This is a genomic window from Stenotrophomonas sp. GD03819, assembly GCF_029841665.1.
GTDB lineage: Bacteria > Pseudomonadota > Gammaproteobacteria > Xanthomonadales > Xanthomonadaceae > Stenotrophomonas > Stenotrophomonas geniculata.
Genome location: NZ_JAOCEW010000061.1, coordinates 1 through 16,370, shown reverse-complemented (window position 1 = coordinate 16,370; position 16,370 = coordinate 1). Strand labels below are relative to the sequence as shown.

Here is a 16,370-nt window from a genome sequence, read left to right as displayed (position 1 = left end):
AATCACCGCTTTGACCAGGTCACGGTCGGCGTGCCGGGAAATCGCCCGCGCACCGAGCGCGATGGCCTGCGCGCGCAGCTCGGAAGTGACATCGTAGTGCGCACCGCTGGCCTTGTTCTGGAAGGCCCGCGGGGGAATGCCGAGCTGCGCCGCCATCGCGTGCAGCTCGGCCAGGGTGTCGGCCATCAGGTGCGCCCAGCGCTGTCCGCGCCAGGGATGCACCGCGTCATCGACGTAGACCGTCACCGCCGCGGCCGGTTCAGGCCTGCGGCTTGCTGTCGCTGTCAGCGGCCGGGGTGGCCTCGGCAGCAGCTTCAACCACTTCGCCTTCGGCGGCCTCAGCGGCTTCTTCGCCTTCTTCGGCTTCCACGGTCTCGAACTCGGCGACCAGCTTGTCCAGGTACTCGTCTGCGGTCTGCTCGGATTCGGCTGCCAGGGTGTCCAGCAGCTTCTGCAGCAGCTCGGAGTACTCCAGGTTGACCTTGCGGCCTTCCTTTTCCTGCACGTTGGACAGGTGCTTGAGCATGGCCAGCATCGGCACCGGGTTTTCGGCGTTGCCCATGGTCTGGCCGCCGATGGCCAGCAGCCACTCACGGCCCTGCAGACCGATGGCCGCGACCACCTGGCCGTCTTCGTTGGTCAGCACGGCATGGTTCTGCACCTGCTGCTGGGCGTTCAGGCGCAGGAACGGACGCTTGGCCTGCTGCTTCTTGCGCTTGTCGCGCTTGGCCTTGGAGTTCTGGGACATGGGGTGGGGTCACCTGGAAACGGAAAGACCGCCATTGTAGCGGCCGCACGCAGGTGGGGTCAGATCCCTTTCCAGGGAAAAGGGATCTGACCCCGGTTCAGTGCGCCTCACCCTGCGCGGCCTGCACGTCCGGGTCGGCGGTCGGCGCCGACAGCCCCACCTGTGGCCCGGCACCGGCCAGGGCGGCCGCTTCGGCGGCCTGGGTCATCACCACGATGCTGATGCGGCGGTTGATCGGGTTCTGCGGGTCGACCTTGTCGAACAGCACCGACGAAGACAGGCCGACCACGCGGGTGATCTTGCTGTCGTCCAGGCCACCATCGATCAGCGCGCGGCGTGCGGCATTTGCACGGTCGGCGCTCAGTTCCCAGTTGCCATAGCCGCGAGCGGCGGAATAGGCGGTGATGTCGGTGTGACCGGTCAGGCTGATCCGGTTCGGCACATGGTTCAGGTACTCGGCCAGCTCGTGCAGGATCTGCTGCGTGTACGGCTTCAGCGTGGCGCTGCCAAGGTCGAACATCGGCCGGTTCTGCTTGTCCACGATCTGGATGCGCAGGCCCTCCGGGGTCAGGTCCAGCAGCAGCTGGTCCTTGAACGGTTCCAGCGCCTGGCTCCTGCTGATCGCTTCCTGCAGCTCCTTCATCAGCTGTTCCAGCTGCTGCTTGTCGCGCTGCTGCTGGTCCACCGGCTGCGGTACTGCTTCCTTCTGGTTCTGGAAGGGATCGTTGCTGTTGCCCCGCGAAACGTCGGTGGCACCGCCCAGCTTGATCATCGAGGTGCTGGCGCCGCCCGGGCCGGCCATGCCGGGTGCCGGCGTGGCGTTCTGCCCGCTCAGCGGGCTGGGGTTGCGGAAGTACTCGGAAATGGCGGCACGGTCGTTCTTGTTGGTGGTGGCCATCAGCCACAGCACCAGGAAGAACGCCATCATCGCAGTCACGAAGTCGGCATAGGCCACCTTCCACGAACCGCCATGATGGGCGGCGTGGCCGGCCTTCTTGACCCGGCGGACGATGACGGTGGGCTTGGTCTCGGCCATGGCTTACTTGACCGTCTTCAGGTGCTGCTCGAAATCGGAGAAGGCCGGGCGCACGTTCGACGGCAGCGTCTTGCGGGCGAACTCCAGTGCGATCTTCGGGTTGTAGCCGCGCAGGCAGGCCAGCAGGGCGGTCTTCACCGATTCGTAGATGCGGCTGTCCTGCTCGGCGCGGGCCTCCATCGCGGCTGCCATCGGGCCGACGAAACCGTAGCCCAGCAGGATGCCGAGGAAGGTGCCGACCAGCGCACCGGCGACGTGGCCACCGACCTCGACGATGTCGCCACCGATCGAGCCCATGGTGATGACGATGCCCAGCACCGCCGCCACGATGCCGAAACCGGGCAATCCGTCGGCGACCTTGGTCAGCACCTGCGACGGCGCCATGGCCTCGGCGTGGTGCTTTTCCAGCTCCAGTTCCAGCAGCGGCTCCAGCTCGTGCGGCTCGATGTTGCTGCCGATCATCAGGCGCAGGCAGTCGGTGATGAAGTCGATCAGGTGGTGGTCGGCTTGCACCTTGGGGTAGTTGCCGAACAGCGCGCTCTCGGCCGGCCGCTCGACATGGTCTTCCAGCGCCATGAAGCCTTCGCGGCGGGCCTTGTTGAGCAGTTCATAGAGCAGGCTGAGGACGTCGATGTAGTCCTGCTGCTTGTAGCGCGGGCCCTTGAACACGCCGACCATGGCCTGCAGGGTCTGCTTGACCGTCTTGGCCGGCGTGCCGACCAGGAAGGCGCCGAGCGCGGCGCCGCCGATGATGACCAGCTCGTAGGGCTGCCAGAGGGCACCCAGGCGGCCGTGGGCACCGAGATAGCCCCCGATCACGCTGATGATGACGACCAGGAATCCAACGATGATGAGCATGGGGCGACGCAAGGAGAGGGGATATCTCCTTGTCGGCCCGTCGCCCGGTTTTCTGAAGAGGGAATTCTGTGAAGCCGGTCAGCGGAATGTTTCAGCCCGCCACGCCGCTTTCTGCGCCGCCACGCTGCAACGGATCGGGCCAGGGCTCGCCATTGCCGGTGAACGAAAGTGAGACGGAGTTCAGGCAGTGGCGCTCGTAGGTGGGCGGCGGACCGTCCGGGAACACGTGGCCCAGATGGCTGCCGCAGCGCGCGCAGGTGATCTCGGTGCGCACCATGCCGTGGCTGGTATCGCGGATCTCGCGCACGTGCGCCGGGTCGAACGGGGCAAAGAAGCTGGGCCAGCCGGTGCCGGAATCGAACTTGGTGCTGGAGCGGAACAGCGGCAGTGCGCACAGACGGCAGCAGTAGACGCCCTCGCGCTTGTTGTCGAGGAATACGCCGCAGAACGGCGCCTCGGTGCCGTGCTGCAGCAGTACGCGGCGTTCTTCGCCGCTGAGGCCGGCGACCAGCGCCTCGGTCTGGGTGGCGGTGGGGGGCGTCAGGTCGAAGGCGGTCATGGCGGCGCTCCGTGGGGTCGATGGCCTGGGGATGCCGGAAAACGTGGGGGTGCCGGCGCGCGCTTGCAAGTGTGATGGCCGTTCATGGGCGGCACACAGGTGCAGGCGCAAGGTGAATGCGATCCACGCCGGAGCGTGACATGAAACCGAGCCTTCCCCTGCTGTTGATGGGCCTGCTGCCCCTGGTTGCGCAGGCCCAGGTACCGACGTCGTCGAGCCCGACCGCCACCCGCAGTGCCACCACCGTGGCACCGCAACCGGTGGCACCTCCGCCACAGGCTGCCCGCCCGCAGCCGCAGGTGCTGCCGTCGCCGCAGCCGGCACAGCCGATCAAGTCCACCGGCCCCGCCCGGATCGCGCCGGCGCCGGTACCGATGCCGGCCGACAAGGTCTATGACCGCAATGGCCGCATCGTGCCTGGCGTGCGCCCGGCCGGCCCGAACCGCGTGTTCGACTCGCGTACAGGCCGTTATTACGACAGCGTGCCTGCCGGTGATGGCCAGCAGATCAGGCGCTGACCTATGGGCCAAGCAAGGTTGGCAGCTCCTGCGCGTCGTGCGGGCTGAACGCACGAAAACAGCCTCTTGGCGATCACTGCTTTTTCGCCTGCGGTTAACCGTTCCGGGACCACCGTGGCCCTGCGCTGGCATTCCGCCGCCGCATGTCCTTCGTCCACTGGATCGCGATCATGAAAAACCAGCAGAACCGTCATCCCGGCAAGGAACCGCAGGGCCGCAACCCGCAGCAGCAACAGCAGCAACAACAGCAGCAGATGGAGCCGCAGCCGCACAAGGGCGGCAAGCAGCAGGAACAGCGCTCGCAGAAGCATCCGCAGCAGCGCTGAGGGACTCCGGGGGTCGGATCCCGCACCGCGGGCTCTGATCCCATCCTGCGAGCGCCTCAATCCGGAATCGGCAGGCTCAGCGTTTCCTTCACTTCTTCCATCACGATGTAGCTCTTCGACTCACGTACATGCGGCAGCGTCAGCAACGTGCTGCCGAGCAGCTTGCGGTAGGAGGCCATTTCGCTGATCCGCGCCTTCAGCAGGTAATCGAAGTCGCCCGATACCAGGTGGCACTCCAGCACGTTGGGCAGCTTCAGCGCCGCGCGCCGGAACTCCTCGAAGATGTCGCCGGACTTGTAGGCCAGGCTGATCTCCACGAACACCAGCAGGCTGGCCTTCACCGCGGCCGGGTCGAGGTGGGCGTGGTAGCCGGTGATCACCCCTTCGCGCTCGAGCCTGCGTACACGCTCGGTGCATGGCGTGGTCGACAGGCCGACCCGCTCGCCGAGTTCGGTGAAGGAGATGCGGCCCTCGGCCTGCAGGATGCGCAGGATCTTGCGGTCGATCTTGTCCAGTTCGCGGGTACGGGTGGCCATGGCCGTCAACCTTGGGGAATGAATTGCAGGAGAACATCCTGCCGGTTGATTTCAAAACAGGCAAATCAACTGGGAATGGCTGTCTATACTTCCCCAATTATGGTCCCGGCACGCTCCAGTGCAGGGAATGATCGGGTTGGAGAAGTCCCATGCGAGTCCTAGTTCTCGGCAGCGGCGTGATCGGCACCACCAGTGCCTGGTACCTGCGACAGGCCGGGTTTGAAGTCACGGTCATCGATCGTCAGCCCGGCCCGGCGCTGGAAACCAGCTTCGCCAATGCTGGCCAGCTGTCGTTCGGCTACACCTCGCCGTGGGCGGCCCCGGGCGTGCCGAAGAAGGCCATCGGCTGGCTGTTCGAGAAGCACGCGCCGCTGGCGATCAAGCCGGGCATGGACCTGGCCCAGTACCGTTGGCTGTGGCAGATGCTGCGCAACTGCACCCATGAGCGCTACGCGATCAACAAGGCGCGCATGGTGCGCATGTCCGAGTACAGCCGCGACTGCCTGAACGAGCTGCGCGCACAGATCGGCATCGAATTCGAAGGCCGCGACCTGGGCACGACCCAGTTGTTCCGCACCCAGCAGCAGCTGGATGCCTCGGCGCAGGACATCGAGATCCTGGCCCAGTACGGCGTGCCGTACGAGGTGCTGGACCGCGCCGGCATCATCCAGGCCGAACCGGCCCTGGCCCACGTCGATGGCCTGGTCGGCGCGCTGCGCCTGCCGCGTGACCAGACCGGCGACTGCCAGCTGTTCACCCGCCGCCTGGCGCAGATGTGCGTGGATGCTGGTGTCGAGTTCCGCTTCGACCAGGACATCACCGGCCTGGAGGTCGATGGCGACCGCATCACCGGCGTGCGCATCGACGGCAAGCTGGAAACCGCCGACCGCTTCGTGGTCGCGCTCGGCAGCTATTCGCCGGCGCTGGTCGCATCGCTGGGCATGCGCCTGCCGGTGTACCCGCTGAAGGGCTACTCGCTGACCCTGCCGATCACCGACCCGGCGATGGCGCCGACCTCGACCATCCTCGATGAGAGCTACAAGGTGGCGGTGACCCGCTTCGACGACCGTATCCGCGTCGGTGGCATGGCCGAAGTGGCCGGCTTCGACCTGTCGCTGTCGCAGCGCCGACGCGAAACCCTGGAGCTGGTGGTCAGCGATCTCTACCCGAAGGGCGGCGACCTGTCGCGTGCGCAGTTCTGGACCGGCCTGCGCCCGGCCACGCCGGACGGTACGCCGGTGATCGGCGCCACGCCGTTCCGCAACCTGTACCTCAACACCGGCCACGGCACGCTGGGCTGGACCATGGCCTGCGGCTCGGGTCGCTACCTGGCCGACCTGATGAGCGCGCGCCAGCCGCAGATCAGCACCGAAGGCCTGGATATTTTCCGCTACGGCCAGTACGGTCACGCGCCGCAACAAGAGAACCGCACATGCGTCCTGCCCGCGCGCTGATCGATCTGGGCGCCCTGCGCAGCAACTACCGGCTCGCCCGTGAACTGGGCGGTGGCAAGGCCCTGGCGATCATCAAGGCCGATGCCTATGGGCATGGCGCGGTGCGCTGTGCGCAGGCGCTGGAAGGTGAGGCTGATGGTTTCGGTGTGGCTACCATCGAAGAGGCACTGGAGCTGCGCCAGGCCGGCATCCGTGCGCCGATCCTGCTGCTGGAAGGCATCTTCGAGCCCAGCGACATGGCGCTGGTGGCCGAGCATGACTTCTGGTTCGCCGTCGGTTCGCCGTGGCAACTGGAGGCCGTTGCTGCCTACGACAGCCCGCGCCCGTTGACGGTGTGGCTGAAGCTGGACAGTGGCATGCATCGTCTTGGCCTGGACGTGGACAGCTTCCGTGCCGCGCATGCACGCCTGTCGGCGCTGCCGCAGGTCGAGCGCATCGTGCTGATGACCCACCTGGCGCGCGCCGATGAGCTGGACAGCGAACGCACCCACGAACAGGCCGCGACCTTCGCGCGGGCCATCGACGGCCTGGACGGCGAGACCAGCGTGTGCAACTCGCCGGCGCTGCTGGGCTGGCCGGATGTACGCAGCGACTGGGTGCGCCCGGGCCTGATGCTGTATGGCGCCAATCCGCTGCCGGACAACACGGCACTGACCGAGCGCCTGCGCCCGGTGATGACGATGCAGTCGAAGGTGATCGCCGAGCGCTGGATCGAGGCGGGTGAGCCGGTGGGCTATGGCGCACGCTTCGTGGCCAAGGTGCGCACCCGCGTGGGTGTGGTCGCGCTCGGCTATGCCGACGGTTATCCGCAGTTCGCCCCGAATGGCACCCCGGTGCTGATCGACGGCCAGCCCGGTGCGCTGATCGGGCGCGTGTCGATGGACATGCTGACGGTGGACCTGACCGCGCATGCGCAGGCCGGCATCGGCAGCGTGGTGGAACTGTGGGGCAGCGCACCGACGCTGTCCGAACTGGCGCCGCGTTGCGGCGTGAGCGCGTACCAGCTGCCGTGCGCGGTCAAGCGCGTGGCCAAGGTGTACGTGTAGAGCCGAGCCCACGCTCGGCTTCGGTAGCGGCCGACCTTGGTCGGCGCCGTCTAATGCGTGTCGACCAAGGTCGACACCTACCGGTGGGTCGCGTTGCCAGGCATTGCCGCGGCAGCCCGGTGGGGCGCGTCGCCCGGCATTACCGCGCGGCGGTGGCCTGGCTGGCCAGCTGGCGCTTCACCCAGTCATCGATCAGGCGCTTCTCGTAGCGCAGCGGATCACTGTCGCTCTTCAGCCCCAGGTTGTGCAGGTAGCCGGTATCACTGAGGCGCGCATCGCCCTCGCTGACGATACGGCCGCTGGCGTCCTTCAACGTGTACTGCAGGCTGATCCGCGGCGGGTAGATGTCGCGCATGATCCGGATGTCGCGGCCACGCGGGCCGTGCCACGGCTCGTAGTCACCGGCACGCTTGATGTCCACCAGGATCACATCGAGGGTCTGCCCAGGCTGCAGCGGCTTGGCAGCGGTGGTCTGCAGGTAGCGGGCCAGCTGCTGTACCCAGTCACCGCGTTCGGCCTCGAAGCGGTTGGTGCTCTGGCGGATCTCGGTGAATTTGGCCGGATCCTCCCATTTCACGCTGACCGGGCCATCGGCCTGCAACGCGCGCGGCGCGTCCGCATCGGTCACGGTGCGCGGTGCAGCGTTGGCGCCGCCCGCCACCAGGGCGCCTGCCAGCAGGGCAATCGCGAGTGAGCGTTTCATGACGGTCTCCTGCGTCCCCGCGCTGGGGACGATGTTGATCACAGATCGAGTGTGATCCTGTGGCCGGGCCACCGCAATGGCCGATTGCGTCGTGCGCAAGGGTGGTTGCCGCCAATTCATCGACGTCAACCATGACTGACGGCGCTTGACGCTGTGAATACGCGCTTTGGAAGATGCTGTGCTTCCAATCCGGCCTGCACAGACGCCCCTTGTCCACACTGCCGCCCCTCGTGGAGCGCCCACCGATGATGGTGCCAGCGCCCGAACCCGACCTGCATCATGGCGTGCTTGAGCGCATCAACGCCGGTTTCTGCGTGATCCAGGTGCTGTTCGAGGGCGATCGCGCGGTGGACTACCGTTTCATCGAGGTCAACGATGCGTTCGAGCGCCACACCGGCCTGAAGGACGCGCGTGGCCAGCGCATGACGGCGCTGGAACCGGGCCACGAGCAGGACTGGTTCCGCATCTACGGCGAGGTCGCGCGCAGTGGCCGCCCCGCCCAGTTCGAGATGGAAGCGCGTGCGCTGGGCCGCTCGTTCGCGGTTGATGCGGTGCGCGTGGGCCGTCCGGGCGAAGACAAGGTCGGCATCCTGTTCTTCGACATCACCGCACGCAAGCAGATGGAAGTGGAGCTGGGCGAAAGCGAAGCCCGCTTCAGCGCACTGGCCGACGGCCTGCCGATGCCGGTGTGGGTGCTCGACGAGCGCGGCCATGCCCGTTTCGTCAACAGCGCTTTCAGTGAGTTCTTTGGCGGTGACGAAACACGCGTGCCGGAAGATGTCTGGCGCGGCCTGGTGCATCCGGACGATGCATCGGTGTTCGAGTACGAACTGCAGGAAGCACTGAAGGCGCAGCGGTCGATGCATGCGCTGGTGCGGGCCCGACGCGCCGATGGCGAGTGGCGTTGGCTGGAGATGAATGCACGCCCGCGTTTCTCACGGATGGGCCGCTTCATCGGCCTGGCCGGCAGCAGCCCGGACGTGACCGAACGCCGCGAGATCGAGCTGGCCCGCGAGGAGCTTCTGCAGTCCGAGCGTGCCGCGCGCAGTGCCGCCGAGAACATGGCGCGGTTGAAGTACGAGTTCCTGGCCACGCTGTCGCACGAGCTGCGCACGCCGCTGACCACCATCCTCGGTTGGAGCGAGCTGCTGCTGCAGCGCGTGGACAACACCAGCCCGCTGTACAAGGGCCTGAATGTGATCGCCAACAGCGCCGGTGCGCAGAAGCGGCTGATCTCGGACATGCTCGACCTCAGCAGCATGCTGCTGGGCAAGGTGCAGCTGGAGGTGGAGATACTGGACCTGCGCGATCTGCTGGGCGAAGCCATCGGTGCGCAGGAACTGGTCGCCGAAGGCAAGGCGCTGGACGTGAGTCTGCTGCTGCCGGAGCAGCCCAGCCTGGTGCTGGGCGATGCCACCCGCCTGCAGCAGGTGTTCTGGAACCTGCTGTCGAACGCGATCAAGTTCACCCCGGCCGAAGGCCGCATCGACGTGCAACTGCAGGCCGACGGCAACCACTGGGTGATCACGGTGCGCGATACCGGTGATGGCATCGCACCGGAGTTCCTCAACCATCTGTTCAGCCGCTTCCGCCAGGCCGATGGCACCACCACCCGACGCCATGGCGGCCTCGGCCTGGGCCTGGCGATCGTGCAGCAGCTGGTCGAACTGCATGGCGGTACCGTCACCGCCGCCAGCGAAGGCCATGGCCACGGCGCCACCTTCACCGTGCGCCTGCCGCAGCACATTCCCGATGCCGAGCGACGCCCGCTGCGCGAAGTGATCAGCGGGCCGATCCTGGAGCCGGTGATCGTCGAACCGTACCCGCTGCGTGGCATGCATGTGCTGGCGGTGGAAGACCAGCCGGAAGTGCTGGAGTACCTGCGGCGCATGCTGGAAGAGCAGGGCGCGAGTGTGTCGGCCGCCAGCTCGGCCGGTGAAGCGCTGGCGTTGCTGGCCGATACCGGGCACCTGCAGTACCACGTGATGCTGACCGACATCGGCATGCCGGGCATGGATGGCTATGGTCTGGTGCGCACGCTGCGCGAGGACATGGGCGTGGATGCGATGACCCTGCCGGCGGTTGCCGTGACCGCGCTGGCACGCGCCGATGACCGGCGCCGAGCGCTGGCGTCAGGCTTCCAGGAACATGTCGCCAAACCGTACTCGGTGGCACAGCTGGTGGCTGCGGTACGCAAGGTGCAGGTGCCACGCGCGGACAGCGCGCTGCACTGAGCATTCACGGCCGATCGGCGACCCTGCACGCAGGAGGTCGCCGATGTCCCGTATAGCTCCCCGCATCCATACCGATCCGGCGCAGATCGCGCGCCTGGAAGCCCTGTTGCCGCAGCTGGAAGGCGAAACGCAGGTGCAGCTGACCCTGCACGATGGTCGCCGCCTGCTCGGCACCGTGGCGGTGAAACCGACCGTGCAGCAGTACCGCAACGACGCCGGCGACGAAGGCAGCAACGGCCAGTTGCGCCTGGATGACTACGACACGCCGGTGCAGCAGCACCATGTGTGGCTGGACGAGATCGCCAGCGTCAACCGTCTGCCACCCAGGGCGCCTTGATCGGATGTAGAGCCGAGCCCACGCTCGGCTGCGCCGTCGCCCGAGCGTGGGCTCGGGCGCTACCGGTGTGTCAGTGCTCGAACAAGGTCGGTGTCGCCTCGAACCGGCGCGCATAGGCGCGTTCTTCCGCCACCCGGGCCACCTCGTCATCGGCCAGGTCCGGTGCGCCGTACACCGCATAGGCCACGCTGCCGTCGGCGCCATGACCGACCTGGTGCAGCCGATAGCGCGAGTGGCCGCCGCCGGTGTCCTCGGGGTAATGCACGGGCGGATGGCTGCCTTCCAGGTCCATTTCACTGTTGTCGACCACGCCACCGACGAACAAGGCTCGCATGCAGGTTCTCCTGGGTTTCCGGGGGAGCCTCTACCCTGAACGTTTCAATGTTGCTGGCAGATCAAGGCCCCGTTCGGGTTTCGCAAAGCGGCATACCGGGGCCGGTCCGGCCAAGCCGGTACAATGGACGGCCCTCACGCTTGAAGTACCCGCGCCGATGGCCTCCAGCGACGACGCCCCCCTGCAGACCCTGTTCCTGCCGTTCTCCCAAGGCGCCCTGCGCTGGCCGGAGGGCCCGGTGGCCTTCCTGCGTGCCCGCGACGGCTGGCCGCTGCGTGAAGCGGCCGGCAGCCGCGAGGTCCACTGCGAGCAGAGCTTCGCCCCGTTCGCGCAGCCGCTGCAGCAGGCCGCCGGCTGGACCGTCAGTGGCCAGCTGGATGATGTGGCCGGCAAGGGCCGTTACCCGCTGGTGCTGGTGCTGCCGCCGCGCCAGCGTGAAGAAGCCCGCGCGCTGTTTGCCCGTGCGCTGGCGCTGGTCGCCGACGGCGGCCGCATCGTTGCCTGCCAGTCCAACAACGAAGGTGCACGCTCGAGCGAGGGCGACCTCAAGCAACTGACCGGCCTCGGCGGCAGCCTGACCAAGAACCACTGCCGCGTGTACTGGACCGCCCCGATGCAGGGCCAGCACGACGCCGACCTGGCCAAGCGCTGGTCGGCACTGGATGCGGTGCGGCCGATCGTCGGCGGCCGTTTCCTCAGCCGCCCGGGCGTGTTCGCCTGGGACCGCATCGATCCGGCCTCGGCGCTGCTGGCCGAGCACCTGCCGGCCGACCTGGCCGGCCGCGCCGCCGACCTCGGTGCCGGCTACGGCTACCTGTCGCGCGAGCTGCTGGAGCGCTGCCCGAAGATCACCGCGCTGGACCTGTACGAAGCGGAGCAGCGCGCGTTGGCACTGGCCGAGCTGAACCTGGCACCGCCGCCGCGTCCGCTGCCGCTGCGCTTCCTGTGGCAGGACGTCACCGCCGGCATCGAGCCGGGCTACGACGTCATCATCAGCAATCCGCCATTCCACACGCCCTCGCGCGCCGATCGCCCGGACATCGGCCAGCGCTTCATCGCCGTGGCCGCGCAGGCGCTGCGCCCGGGCGGACGCCTGTACGTGGTGGCCAACCGCCACCTGCCGTACGAGTACACGCTCAACGAGAGCTTTGGCGCGGTGCGCGTGATCGCCGAGCGTGATGGCTTCAAGCTGGTGGAAGCGGTGAAGGGGAAGGGCAAGTGAAGCTGGTCAAGCTCATCGCCAACCTGGGCTACGGCAGCCGCAAGCAGGTGCAGTGGATGTTCCGCGAAGGCCGCGTCACCGACGCCGACGGCGAGGTGCTGTATGCCGACGACCAGGTGCCGCACGAGGCGATCCGCGTCGACGGCGAGCCGCTGGACCCGCCGGTGGGCCTGTCGATCGCGCTGCACAAGCCGGCCGGCTACACCTGCTCGACCAAGGACACCGGCCGCCTGATCTACGACCTGCTGCCGCCGCGCTTCCGCGACCGCGATCCGGTGCTGTCTACAGTGGGCCGCCTCGACCGCGAGACCAGTGGCCTGCTGCTGCTGACCGACGACGGTGGCCTGCTGCACCGGATCATCTCGCCGAAGTCGAAGCTGCCGAAAGTCTATGAGGTCGAGTTGAGCGAGGACCTGCGCGGCGACGAGGTGGCGCTGTTCGCCAGCGGCACGCTGATGCTGGAGTCCGAGAAGACGCCCCTGCTGCCGGCTGAACTGGAAGTGGTGGATGCGCGTCGCGCGCGCCTGGTGCTGCATGAAGGCCGCTACCATCAGGTACGCCGCATGTTCGCCGCCACCGGCAACCACGTGCAGGCCCTGCACCGCAGCCGCGTCGGCGGGCTGGACCTGCAGGGGCTGGACGAAGGGCAATGGCGGCAGCTCACTTCCACCGACCTGGATACGCTGTTCGCTCCATGACCACCATCGCTGCGCTGCCGTTCCTCCCCGACGCCGTCATCTTCGACATGGACGGCCTGATGATCGACAGCGAGCGGGTCTCGCTGGCCTGTTGGAGCGAGGCCGCCGACGAATTCGGGCTGGGCCTGGACGAGGCCGTGTTCCTGCGCATGGTCGGTCTCGGTGACCGCGATTCGCACGCGCTGCTGCGTGCGCAGGGCATCGAGGACAGCGTGATCGAGGCGGTGGCGGCACGCTGCCATGAACTGTACGAAGCACGCACCCAGACCGGCCTGCCCCTGCGGCCGGGCATCCTGGAGCTGCTGGAGCTGTTGAAGGCGCACGCGGTACCGCGTGCGGTGGCCACCACCACGCGGCAGCCGCGGGCCAACCGCAAGCTGACGGCCGCTGGCCTGCTGCCGTACTTCGATGCGGTGATCACCAGTGGCGACGTGGCGCGGCCGAAGCCGGCGCCGGATATCTACCTGCTGGCCGCGCAGCGGCTGGGCCAGGCCCCGGAACGCTGCCTGGCGCTGGAAGACTCACCGGCCGGTACGCGCGCAGCATTGGCGGCCGGCATGACCGTGATCCAGGTGCCGGACCTGGTGCATCCTGATGAAGAGCTGCGCGCACTGGGCCACCGCATCGTGGGCTCGCTGGTGGACGCGCACGCATTGCTGGTGCCGTTGTTGCCGAAATAAGCGGTAGATGCCGGCCGTTGGCCGGCACTGAGCCGAGCATGGCTCGGCTCTACATCTATTGGTGGGTGCCGACCGTTGGTCGGCACACCTGCCCCCATCACACCCGCCCGAACACCAGCGCGGCGTTGGTGCCACCGAAGCCGAAGCTGTTGGACATCACCGTATCCAGCTTCTGCTCGCGGCTTTCGCGCAGGATCGGGAAGCTCTCCACCTTCGGGTCCAGTTCGCCGATGTTGGCCGAACCGGCAACGAAGCCATCGCGCATCATCAGCAGGCAGTAGATCGCCTCGTGCACGCTTGCCGCACCCAGCGAATGGCCCGACAGCGCCTTGGTCGAGGACAGCGGCGGCACCGCATCGCCGAACACTTCGCGGATCGCATTGAGCTCGGTGACGTCGCCCAGCGGCGTGGAGGTGCCGTGGGTGTTGAGGTAGTCCAGCGGACGATCGACGCCCTGCAGCGCCATCTTCATGCAGCGCACCGCACCTTCGCCGGACGGGGCGACCATGTCGGCGCCGTCGGAGGTGACGCCATAGCCGATCAGTTCGGCGTGGATGTGTGCGCCGCGTGCAACGGCGTGGTCGTAGTCCTCCAGCACCAGCATGCCGCCGCCGCCGGCGATGACGAAGCCGTCGCGGTCCTTGTCGTACGGACGCGAGGCGCTGGCCGGGGTCTCGTTGAAGCTGGTCGACAGCGCGCCCATCGCATCGAACATCACACTCATCGACCAGTGCAGGTCTTCGCCACCACCGGCGAACATGATGTCCTGCGCGCCATGGCGGATCATGTCCGCGGCAGCGCCGATGCAGTGCGCCGAGGTCGCGCAGGCGGCCGACAGCGAATAGCTGACGCCCTTGATCTGGTAGGCCGTGGCCAGGCAGGCCGAAACGGTCGAGCACATCGTGCGCGGCACCATGTACGGGCCGACCTTGCGTACGCCACGTTCGCGCAGCAGGTCGACCGCGCCGATCTGCCACTCGCTGGAGCCGCCACCGGAACCGGCGATCAGGCCGGTACGCAGATTGCTGACCTGCTCGGCGCTGAGCCCGGCATCGGCGATGGCATCGCGCATGGCCAGATAGGCGAAGGCCGCCGCATCGCTCATGAAGCGCTTCTGCTTGCGGTCGATCAGCGCGTCCAGATCGAGGTCGACGCGGCCGCCGACCTGGCTGCGCAGGCCCGCTTCGGCGTGGTCGGCCAGGGCGGTGATGCCCGAGCGCCCTTCGCGCAGCGCAGCCGAAACGGTATCCAGATCATTGCCGAGGCAGGACGTGATGCCCATGCCAGTGATGACGACGCGACGCATCAGAAGCTCCCGGTTTCAGTGAACAGGCCGACGCGCAGGTCGCGCGCGCTGTAGATTTCGCGGTCATCCACGTACATGCGCGCGTCCGACTGGGCCATCACCAGCTTGCGGTTGATGACACGGCTGATATCGATCTCGTAGCGCACCAGCTTGGCGTCCGGCAGCACCTGGCCGGTGAACTTCACTTCGCCACAGCCCAGCGCGCGGCCCTTGCCGGGGGCGCCCAGCCAGGTCAGGAAGAAGCCGGTCAGCTGCCACATGGCATCCAGGCCCAGGCAGCCGGGCATCACCGGGTCGCCGATGAAGTGGCAGCCGAAGAACCACAGGTCCGGGCGGATATCCAGTTCGGCGCGTACCATGCCTTTGCCATGCGGTCCGCCGTCCTCGCGGATGTCGGTGATGCGGTCGAACATCAGCATCGGATCGTTGGGCAAACGGCCGGCGGCGGCGCCGAACAGTTCACCGCGTGCGCTGGCCAGCAGCTGTTCGCGGTTGAACGCGTGGAGACGGGTCATGAAGCACAATCCTGGAAGCGGGGAAACAGGGAAACAAGCGCTCGAGGATGCCCGTGGAAACTGCGCCGATCAAACATTTCAACCGTACGCAACCGTAGTGTTTTCAATGGAATACGCGCATCCTGTTGATGTGCAACGACCATACTTCGGCGTGTGGCCCGTCCGGCACGCCCCCGCCCTTTCCGCCTGACATGACCCGACTGCGCAAGATCATCCACGTCGACATGGACGCGTTCTACGCGTCGGTGGAGCAGCGCGACGATCCGTCACTGCGCGGCAAGCCGGTGGTTGTGGCATGGCGTGGCGCGCGTTCGGTGGTGTGCGCGGCCTCGTACGAGGCACGCGTGTTCGGCGTGCGTTCGGCGATGCCCGCCGTGCGTGCCGAGCGCCTGTGCCCGGATGCGATCTTCGTGCCGCCGGACTTCGCACGTTACAAGGCGGTGTCACAGCAGGTGCGCGCGATCTTCCTGCGGCATACCGACCTGGTCGAGCCGTTGTCGCTGGACGAGGCCTACCTCGATGTGACCGAGCCGAAGAGCGGCATCGAACTGGCCACCGACATCGCCCGCACCATCCGCGCGCAGATCCGCGAGGAAACGAACCTGACTGCTTCAGCTGGCATCGCGCCAAACAAGTTCCTGGCCAAGATCGCCTCGGACTGGCGCAAACCTGATGGCCAGTTCGTGATCCCCCCGCAGCGGGTGGACGCGTTCCTGCAGCCGTTGCCGGTGAACCGGGTGCCCGGCGTCGGCAAGGTGATGGAAGGAAAACTTGCCGCGCGCGGCATCGTCACCTGCGGCGATCTGCGGCAGTGGGCGTTGATCGACCTGGAAGAAGCATTCGGCAGCTTCGGCCGCAGCCTGTACAACCGTGCACGCGGCATCGACGAGCGGCCGGTGGAACCGGACCAGCAGGTGCAGTCGATTTCCTCGGAGGACACCTTCGCCGAAGACCTGCCGCTGGAAGACCTGGGCGAAGCGATCGTGCAGCTGGCGGAGAAGACCTGGAAGGCCACGCGCAAGACCGAACGCGTCGGCCACACCGTGGTGCTGAAACTGAAGACCGCGCAGTTCCGCATCCTCACCCGCAGCTTCACCCCGGAGCGCCCGCCGGAATCGATGGAAGAACTGCGCGACATCGCACTGGCCCTGCGCGCCCGCGTCGACCTGCCGGCGGAGACGCGTTACCGCCTGGTTGGCGTCGGGCTCGGCGGCTTCCGCGAGAAGGAGCCGGTGGTGCAGGGGGAATTGTTCGAGCACG

The 16,370-nt window shown here is 67.3% G+C and carries 20 protein-coding genes; 10 read left to right on the top strand and 10 right to left on the bottom strand.

The features are described 5' to 3' along the window. From N5D45_RS21975 to msrB, 5 genes are all read right to left on the bottom strand, one after another. A partial coding sequence (locus N5D45_RS21975) for a DUF4031 domain-containing protein (RefSeq protein ID WP_279939632.1) occupies positions 1 to 246 on the bottom strand: 246 nt, incomplete at its 3' end. A gap of 13 nt (positions 247 to 259) precedes the next feature. Further along, positions 260 to 748 (bottom strand): hypothetical protein, encoded by a 489-nt coding sequence (locus N5D45_RS21970; RefSeq protein WP_010484124.1) that lies wholly within the window; start codon positions 746 to 748, stop codon positions 260 to 262. Between the two features lie 97 nt (positions 749 to 845). Continuing rightward, complete coding sequence (gene motB, locus N5D45_RS21965; protein ID WP_010484123.1) at positions 846 to 1,784, bottom strand: flagellar motor protein MotB; 939 nt, start codon at positions 1,782 to 1,784, stop codon at positions 846 to 848. A gap of 3 nt (positions 1,785 to 1,787) precedes the next feature. Continuing rightward, positions 1,788 to 2,642 (bottom strand): flagellar motor stator protein MotA, encoded by an 855-nt coding sequence (gene motA / locus N5D45_RS21960; protein ID WP_005407915.1) that lies wholly within the window; start codon positions 2,640 to 2,642, stop codon positions 1,788 to 1,790. A 91-nt stretch (positions 2,643 to 2,733) separates the two neighbouring features. Further along, positions 2,734 to 3,201 carry a peptide-methionine (R)-S-oxide reductase MsrB gene (gene msrB, locus N5D45_RS21955; protein ID WP_010484122.1) on the bottom strand — a complete coding sequence of 156 codons (468 nt, stop codon included), beginning with the start codon at positions 3,199 to 3,201 and terminating at the stop codon, positions 2,734 to 2,736. 140 nt (positions 3,202 to 3,341) lie between these two features. On the opposite strand from msrB, the gene N5D45_RS21950 reads away from it, so the two are divergent. Continuing rightward, positions 3,342 to 3,719, top strand: coding sequence for a classical arabinogalactan protein 4 (locus N5D45_RS21950; RefSeq protein WP_279939631.1), 378 nt, complete (start codon positions 3,342 to 3,344; stop codon positions 3,717 to 3,719). 143 nt (positions 3,720 to 3,862) lie between these two features. Continuing rightward, a complete protein-coding gene (locus N5D45_RS21945) occupies positions 3,863 to 4,045 on the top strand; it encodes a hypothetical protein (protein ID WP_010484120.1) in 183 nt (60 codons plus the stop codon). Between the two features lie 56 nt (positions 4,046 to 4,101). On the opposite strand, the gene N5D45_RS21940 is transcribed toward N5D45_RS21945, so the two are convergent. Then, positions 4,102 to 4,581 (bottom strand): winged helix-turn-helix transcriptional regulator, encoded by a 480-nt coding sequence (locus tag N5D45_RS21940; protein ID WP_005407919.1) that lies wholly within the window; start codon positions 4,579 to 4,581, stop codon positions 4,102 to 4,104. 149 nt (positions 4,582 to 4,730) lie between these two features. Between N5D45_RS21940 and N5D45_RS21935 the strand changes: the two genes are divergently transcribed. Together N5D45_RS21935 and alr are read left to right on the top strand one after the other, a co-directional pair. Then, on the top strand, positions 4,731 to 6,035 hold the full coding sequence (locus N5D45_RS21935) for a D-amino acid dehydrogenase (protein ID WP_010484119.1): 1,305 nt from the start codon (positions 4,731 to 4,733) through the stop codon (positions 6,033 to 6,035). After that, positions 6,014 to 7,081, top strand: a complete 1,068-nt coding sequence (gene alr / locus N5D45_RS21930) for an alanine racemase (protein ID WP_279939630.1) — start codon at positions 6,014 to 6,016, stop codon at positions 7,079 to 7,081. The genes N5D45_RS21935 and alr overlap by 22 nt, the downstream gene beginning before the upstream one ends. Before the next feature lie 139 nt (positions 7,082 to 7,220). Here alr and N5D45_RS21925 read toward each other — a convergent pair whose 3' ends face one another. After that, positions 7,221 to 7,784, bottom strand: coding sequence for a DUF3016 domain-containing protein (locus N5D45_RS21925; RefSeq protein ID WP_279939629.1), 564 nt, complete (start codon positions 7,782 to 7,784; stop codon positions 7,221 to 7,223). 245 nt (positions 7,785 to 8,029) lie between these two features. Here N5D45_RS21925 and N5D45_RS21920 point away from each other — a divergent pair, with 245 nt between their 5' ends. Together N5D45_RS21920 and N5D45_RS21915 are read left to right on the top strand one after the other, a co-directional pair. Next, the gene (locus N5D45_RS21920) at positions 8,030 to 10,018 is read left to right on the top strand and encodes an ATP-binding protein (RefSeq protein WP_279939628.1); all 1,989 of its coding nucleotides are present in this window, start codon (positions 8,030 to 8,032) and stop codon (positions 10,016 to 10,018) included. 43 nt (positions 10,019 to 10,061) lie between these two features. Further along, positions 10,062 to 10,355: a DUF3247 family protein gene (locus tag N5D45_RS21915; protein WP_010484115.1), complete on the top strand. Its 294-nt coding sequence runs from the start codon at positions 10,062 to 10,064 to the stop codon at positions 10,353 to 10,355. A 70-nt stretch (positions 10,356 to 10,425) separates the two neighbouring features. On the opposite strand, the gene N5D45_RS21910 is transcribed toward N5D45_RS21915, so the two are convergent. Beyond that, positions 10,426 to 10,689, bottom strand: coding sequence for a hypothetical protein (locus N5D45_RS21910; RefSeq protein ID WP_005407925.1), 264 nt, complete (start codon positions 10,687 to 10,689; stop codon positions 10,426 to 10,428). A gap of 157 nt (positions 10,690 to 10,846) precedes the next feature. Between N5D45_RS21910 and N5D45_RS21905 the strand changes: the two genes are divergently transcribed. From N5D45_RS21905 to N5D45_RS21895, 3 genes are read left to right on the top strand one after another with little or no spacing between them, the layout of a single operon-like run. Next, positions 10,847 to 11,911, top strand: coding sequence for a class I SAM-dependent methyltransferase (locus tag N5D45_RS21905; protein WP_057503519.1), 1,065 nt, complete (start codon positions 10,847 to 10,849; stop codon positions 11,909 to 11,911). Further along, a complete protein-coding gene (locus N5D45_RS21900; RefSeq protein WP_010484113.1) occupies positions 11,908 to 12,609 on the top strand; it encodes a pseudouridine synthase in 702 nt (233 codons plus the stop codon). The genes N5D45_RS21905 and N5D45_RS21900 overlap by 4 nt, the downstream gene beginning before the upstream one ends. Further along, complete coding sequence (locus tag N5D45_RS21895; RefSeq protein WP_057503520.1) at positions 12,606 to 13,289, top strand: HAD family phosphatase; 684 nt, start codon at positions 12,606 to 12,608, stop codon at positions 13,287 to 13,289. Before N5D45_RS21900 ends, N5D45_RS21895 begins: the two co-directional genes overlap by 4 nt. 97 nt (positions 13,290 to 13,386) lie before the next feature. Here N5D45_RS21895 and fabB read toward each other — a convergent pair whose 3' ends face one another. After that, positions 13,387 to 14,595 (bottom strand): beta-ketoacyl-ACP synthase I, encoded by a 1,209-nt coding sequence (fabB, locus tag N5D45_RS21890; RefSeq protein WP_049410445.1) that lies wholly within the window; start codon positions 14,593 to 14,595, stop codon positions 13,387 to 13,389. Next, the gene (gene fabA, locus N5D45_RS21885; RefSeq protein WP_010484110.1) at positions 14,595 to 15,110 is read right to left on the bottom strand and encodes a 3-hydroxyacyl-[acyl-carrier-protein] dehydratase FabA; all 516 of its coding nucleotides are present in this window, start codon (positions 15,108 to 15,110) and stop codon (positions 14,595 to 14,597) included. The genes fabB and fabA overlap by 1 nt, the downstream gene beginning before the upstream one ends. A gap of 191 nt (positions 15,111 to 15,301) precedes the next feature. Between fabA and dinB the strand changes: the two genes are divergently transcribed. Then, a partial coding sequence (gene dinB / locus N5D45_RS21880; protein ID WP_279939627.1) for a DNA polymerase IV occupies positions 15,302 to 16,370 on the top strand: 1,069 nt, incomplete at its 3' end.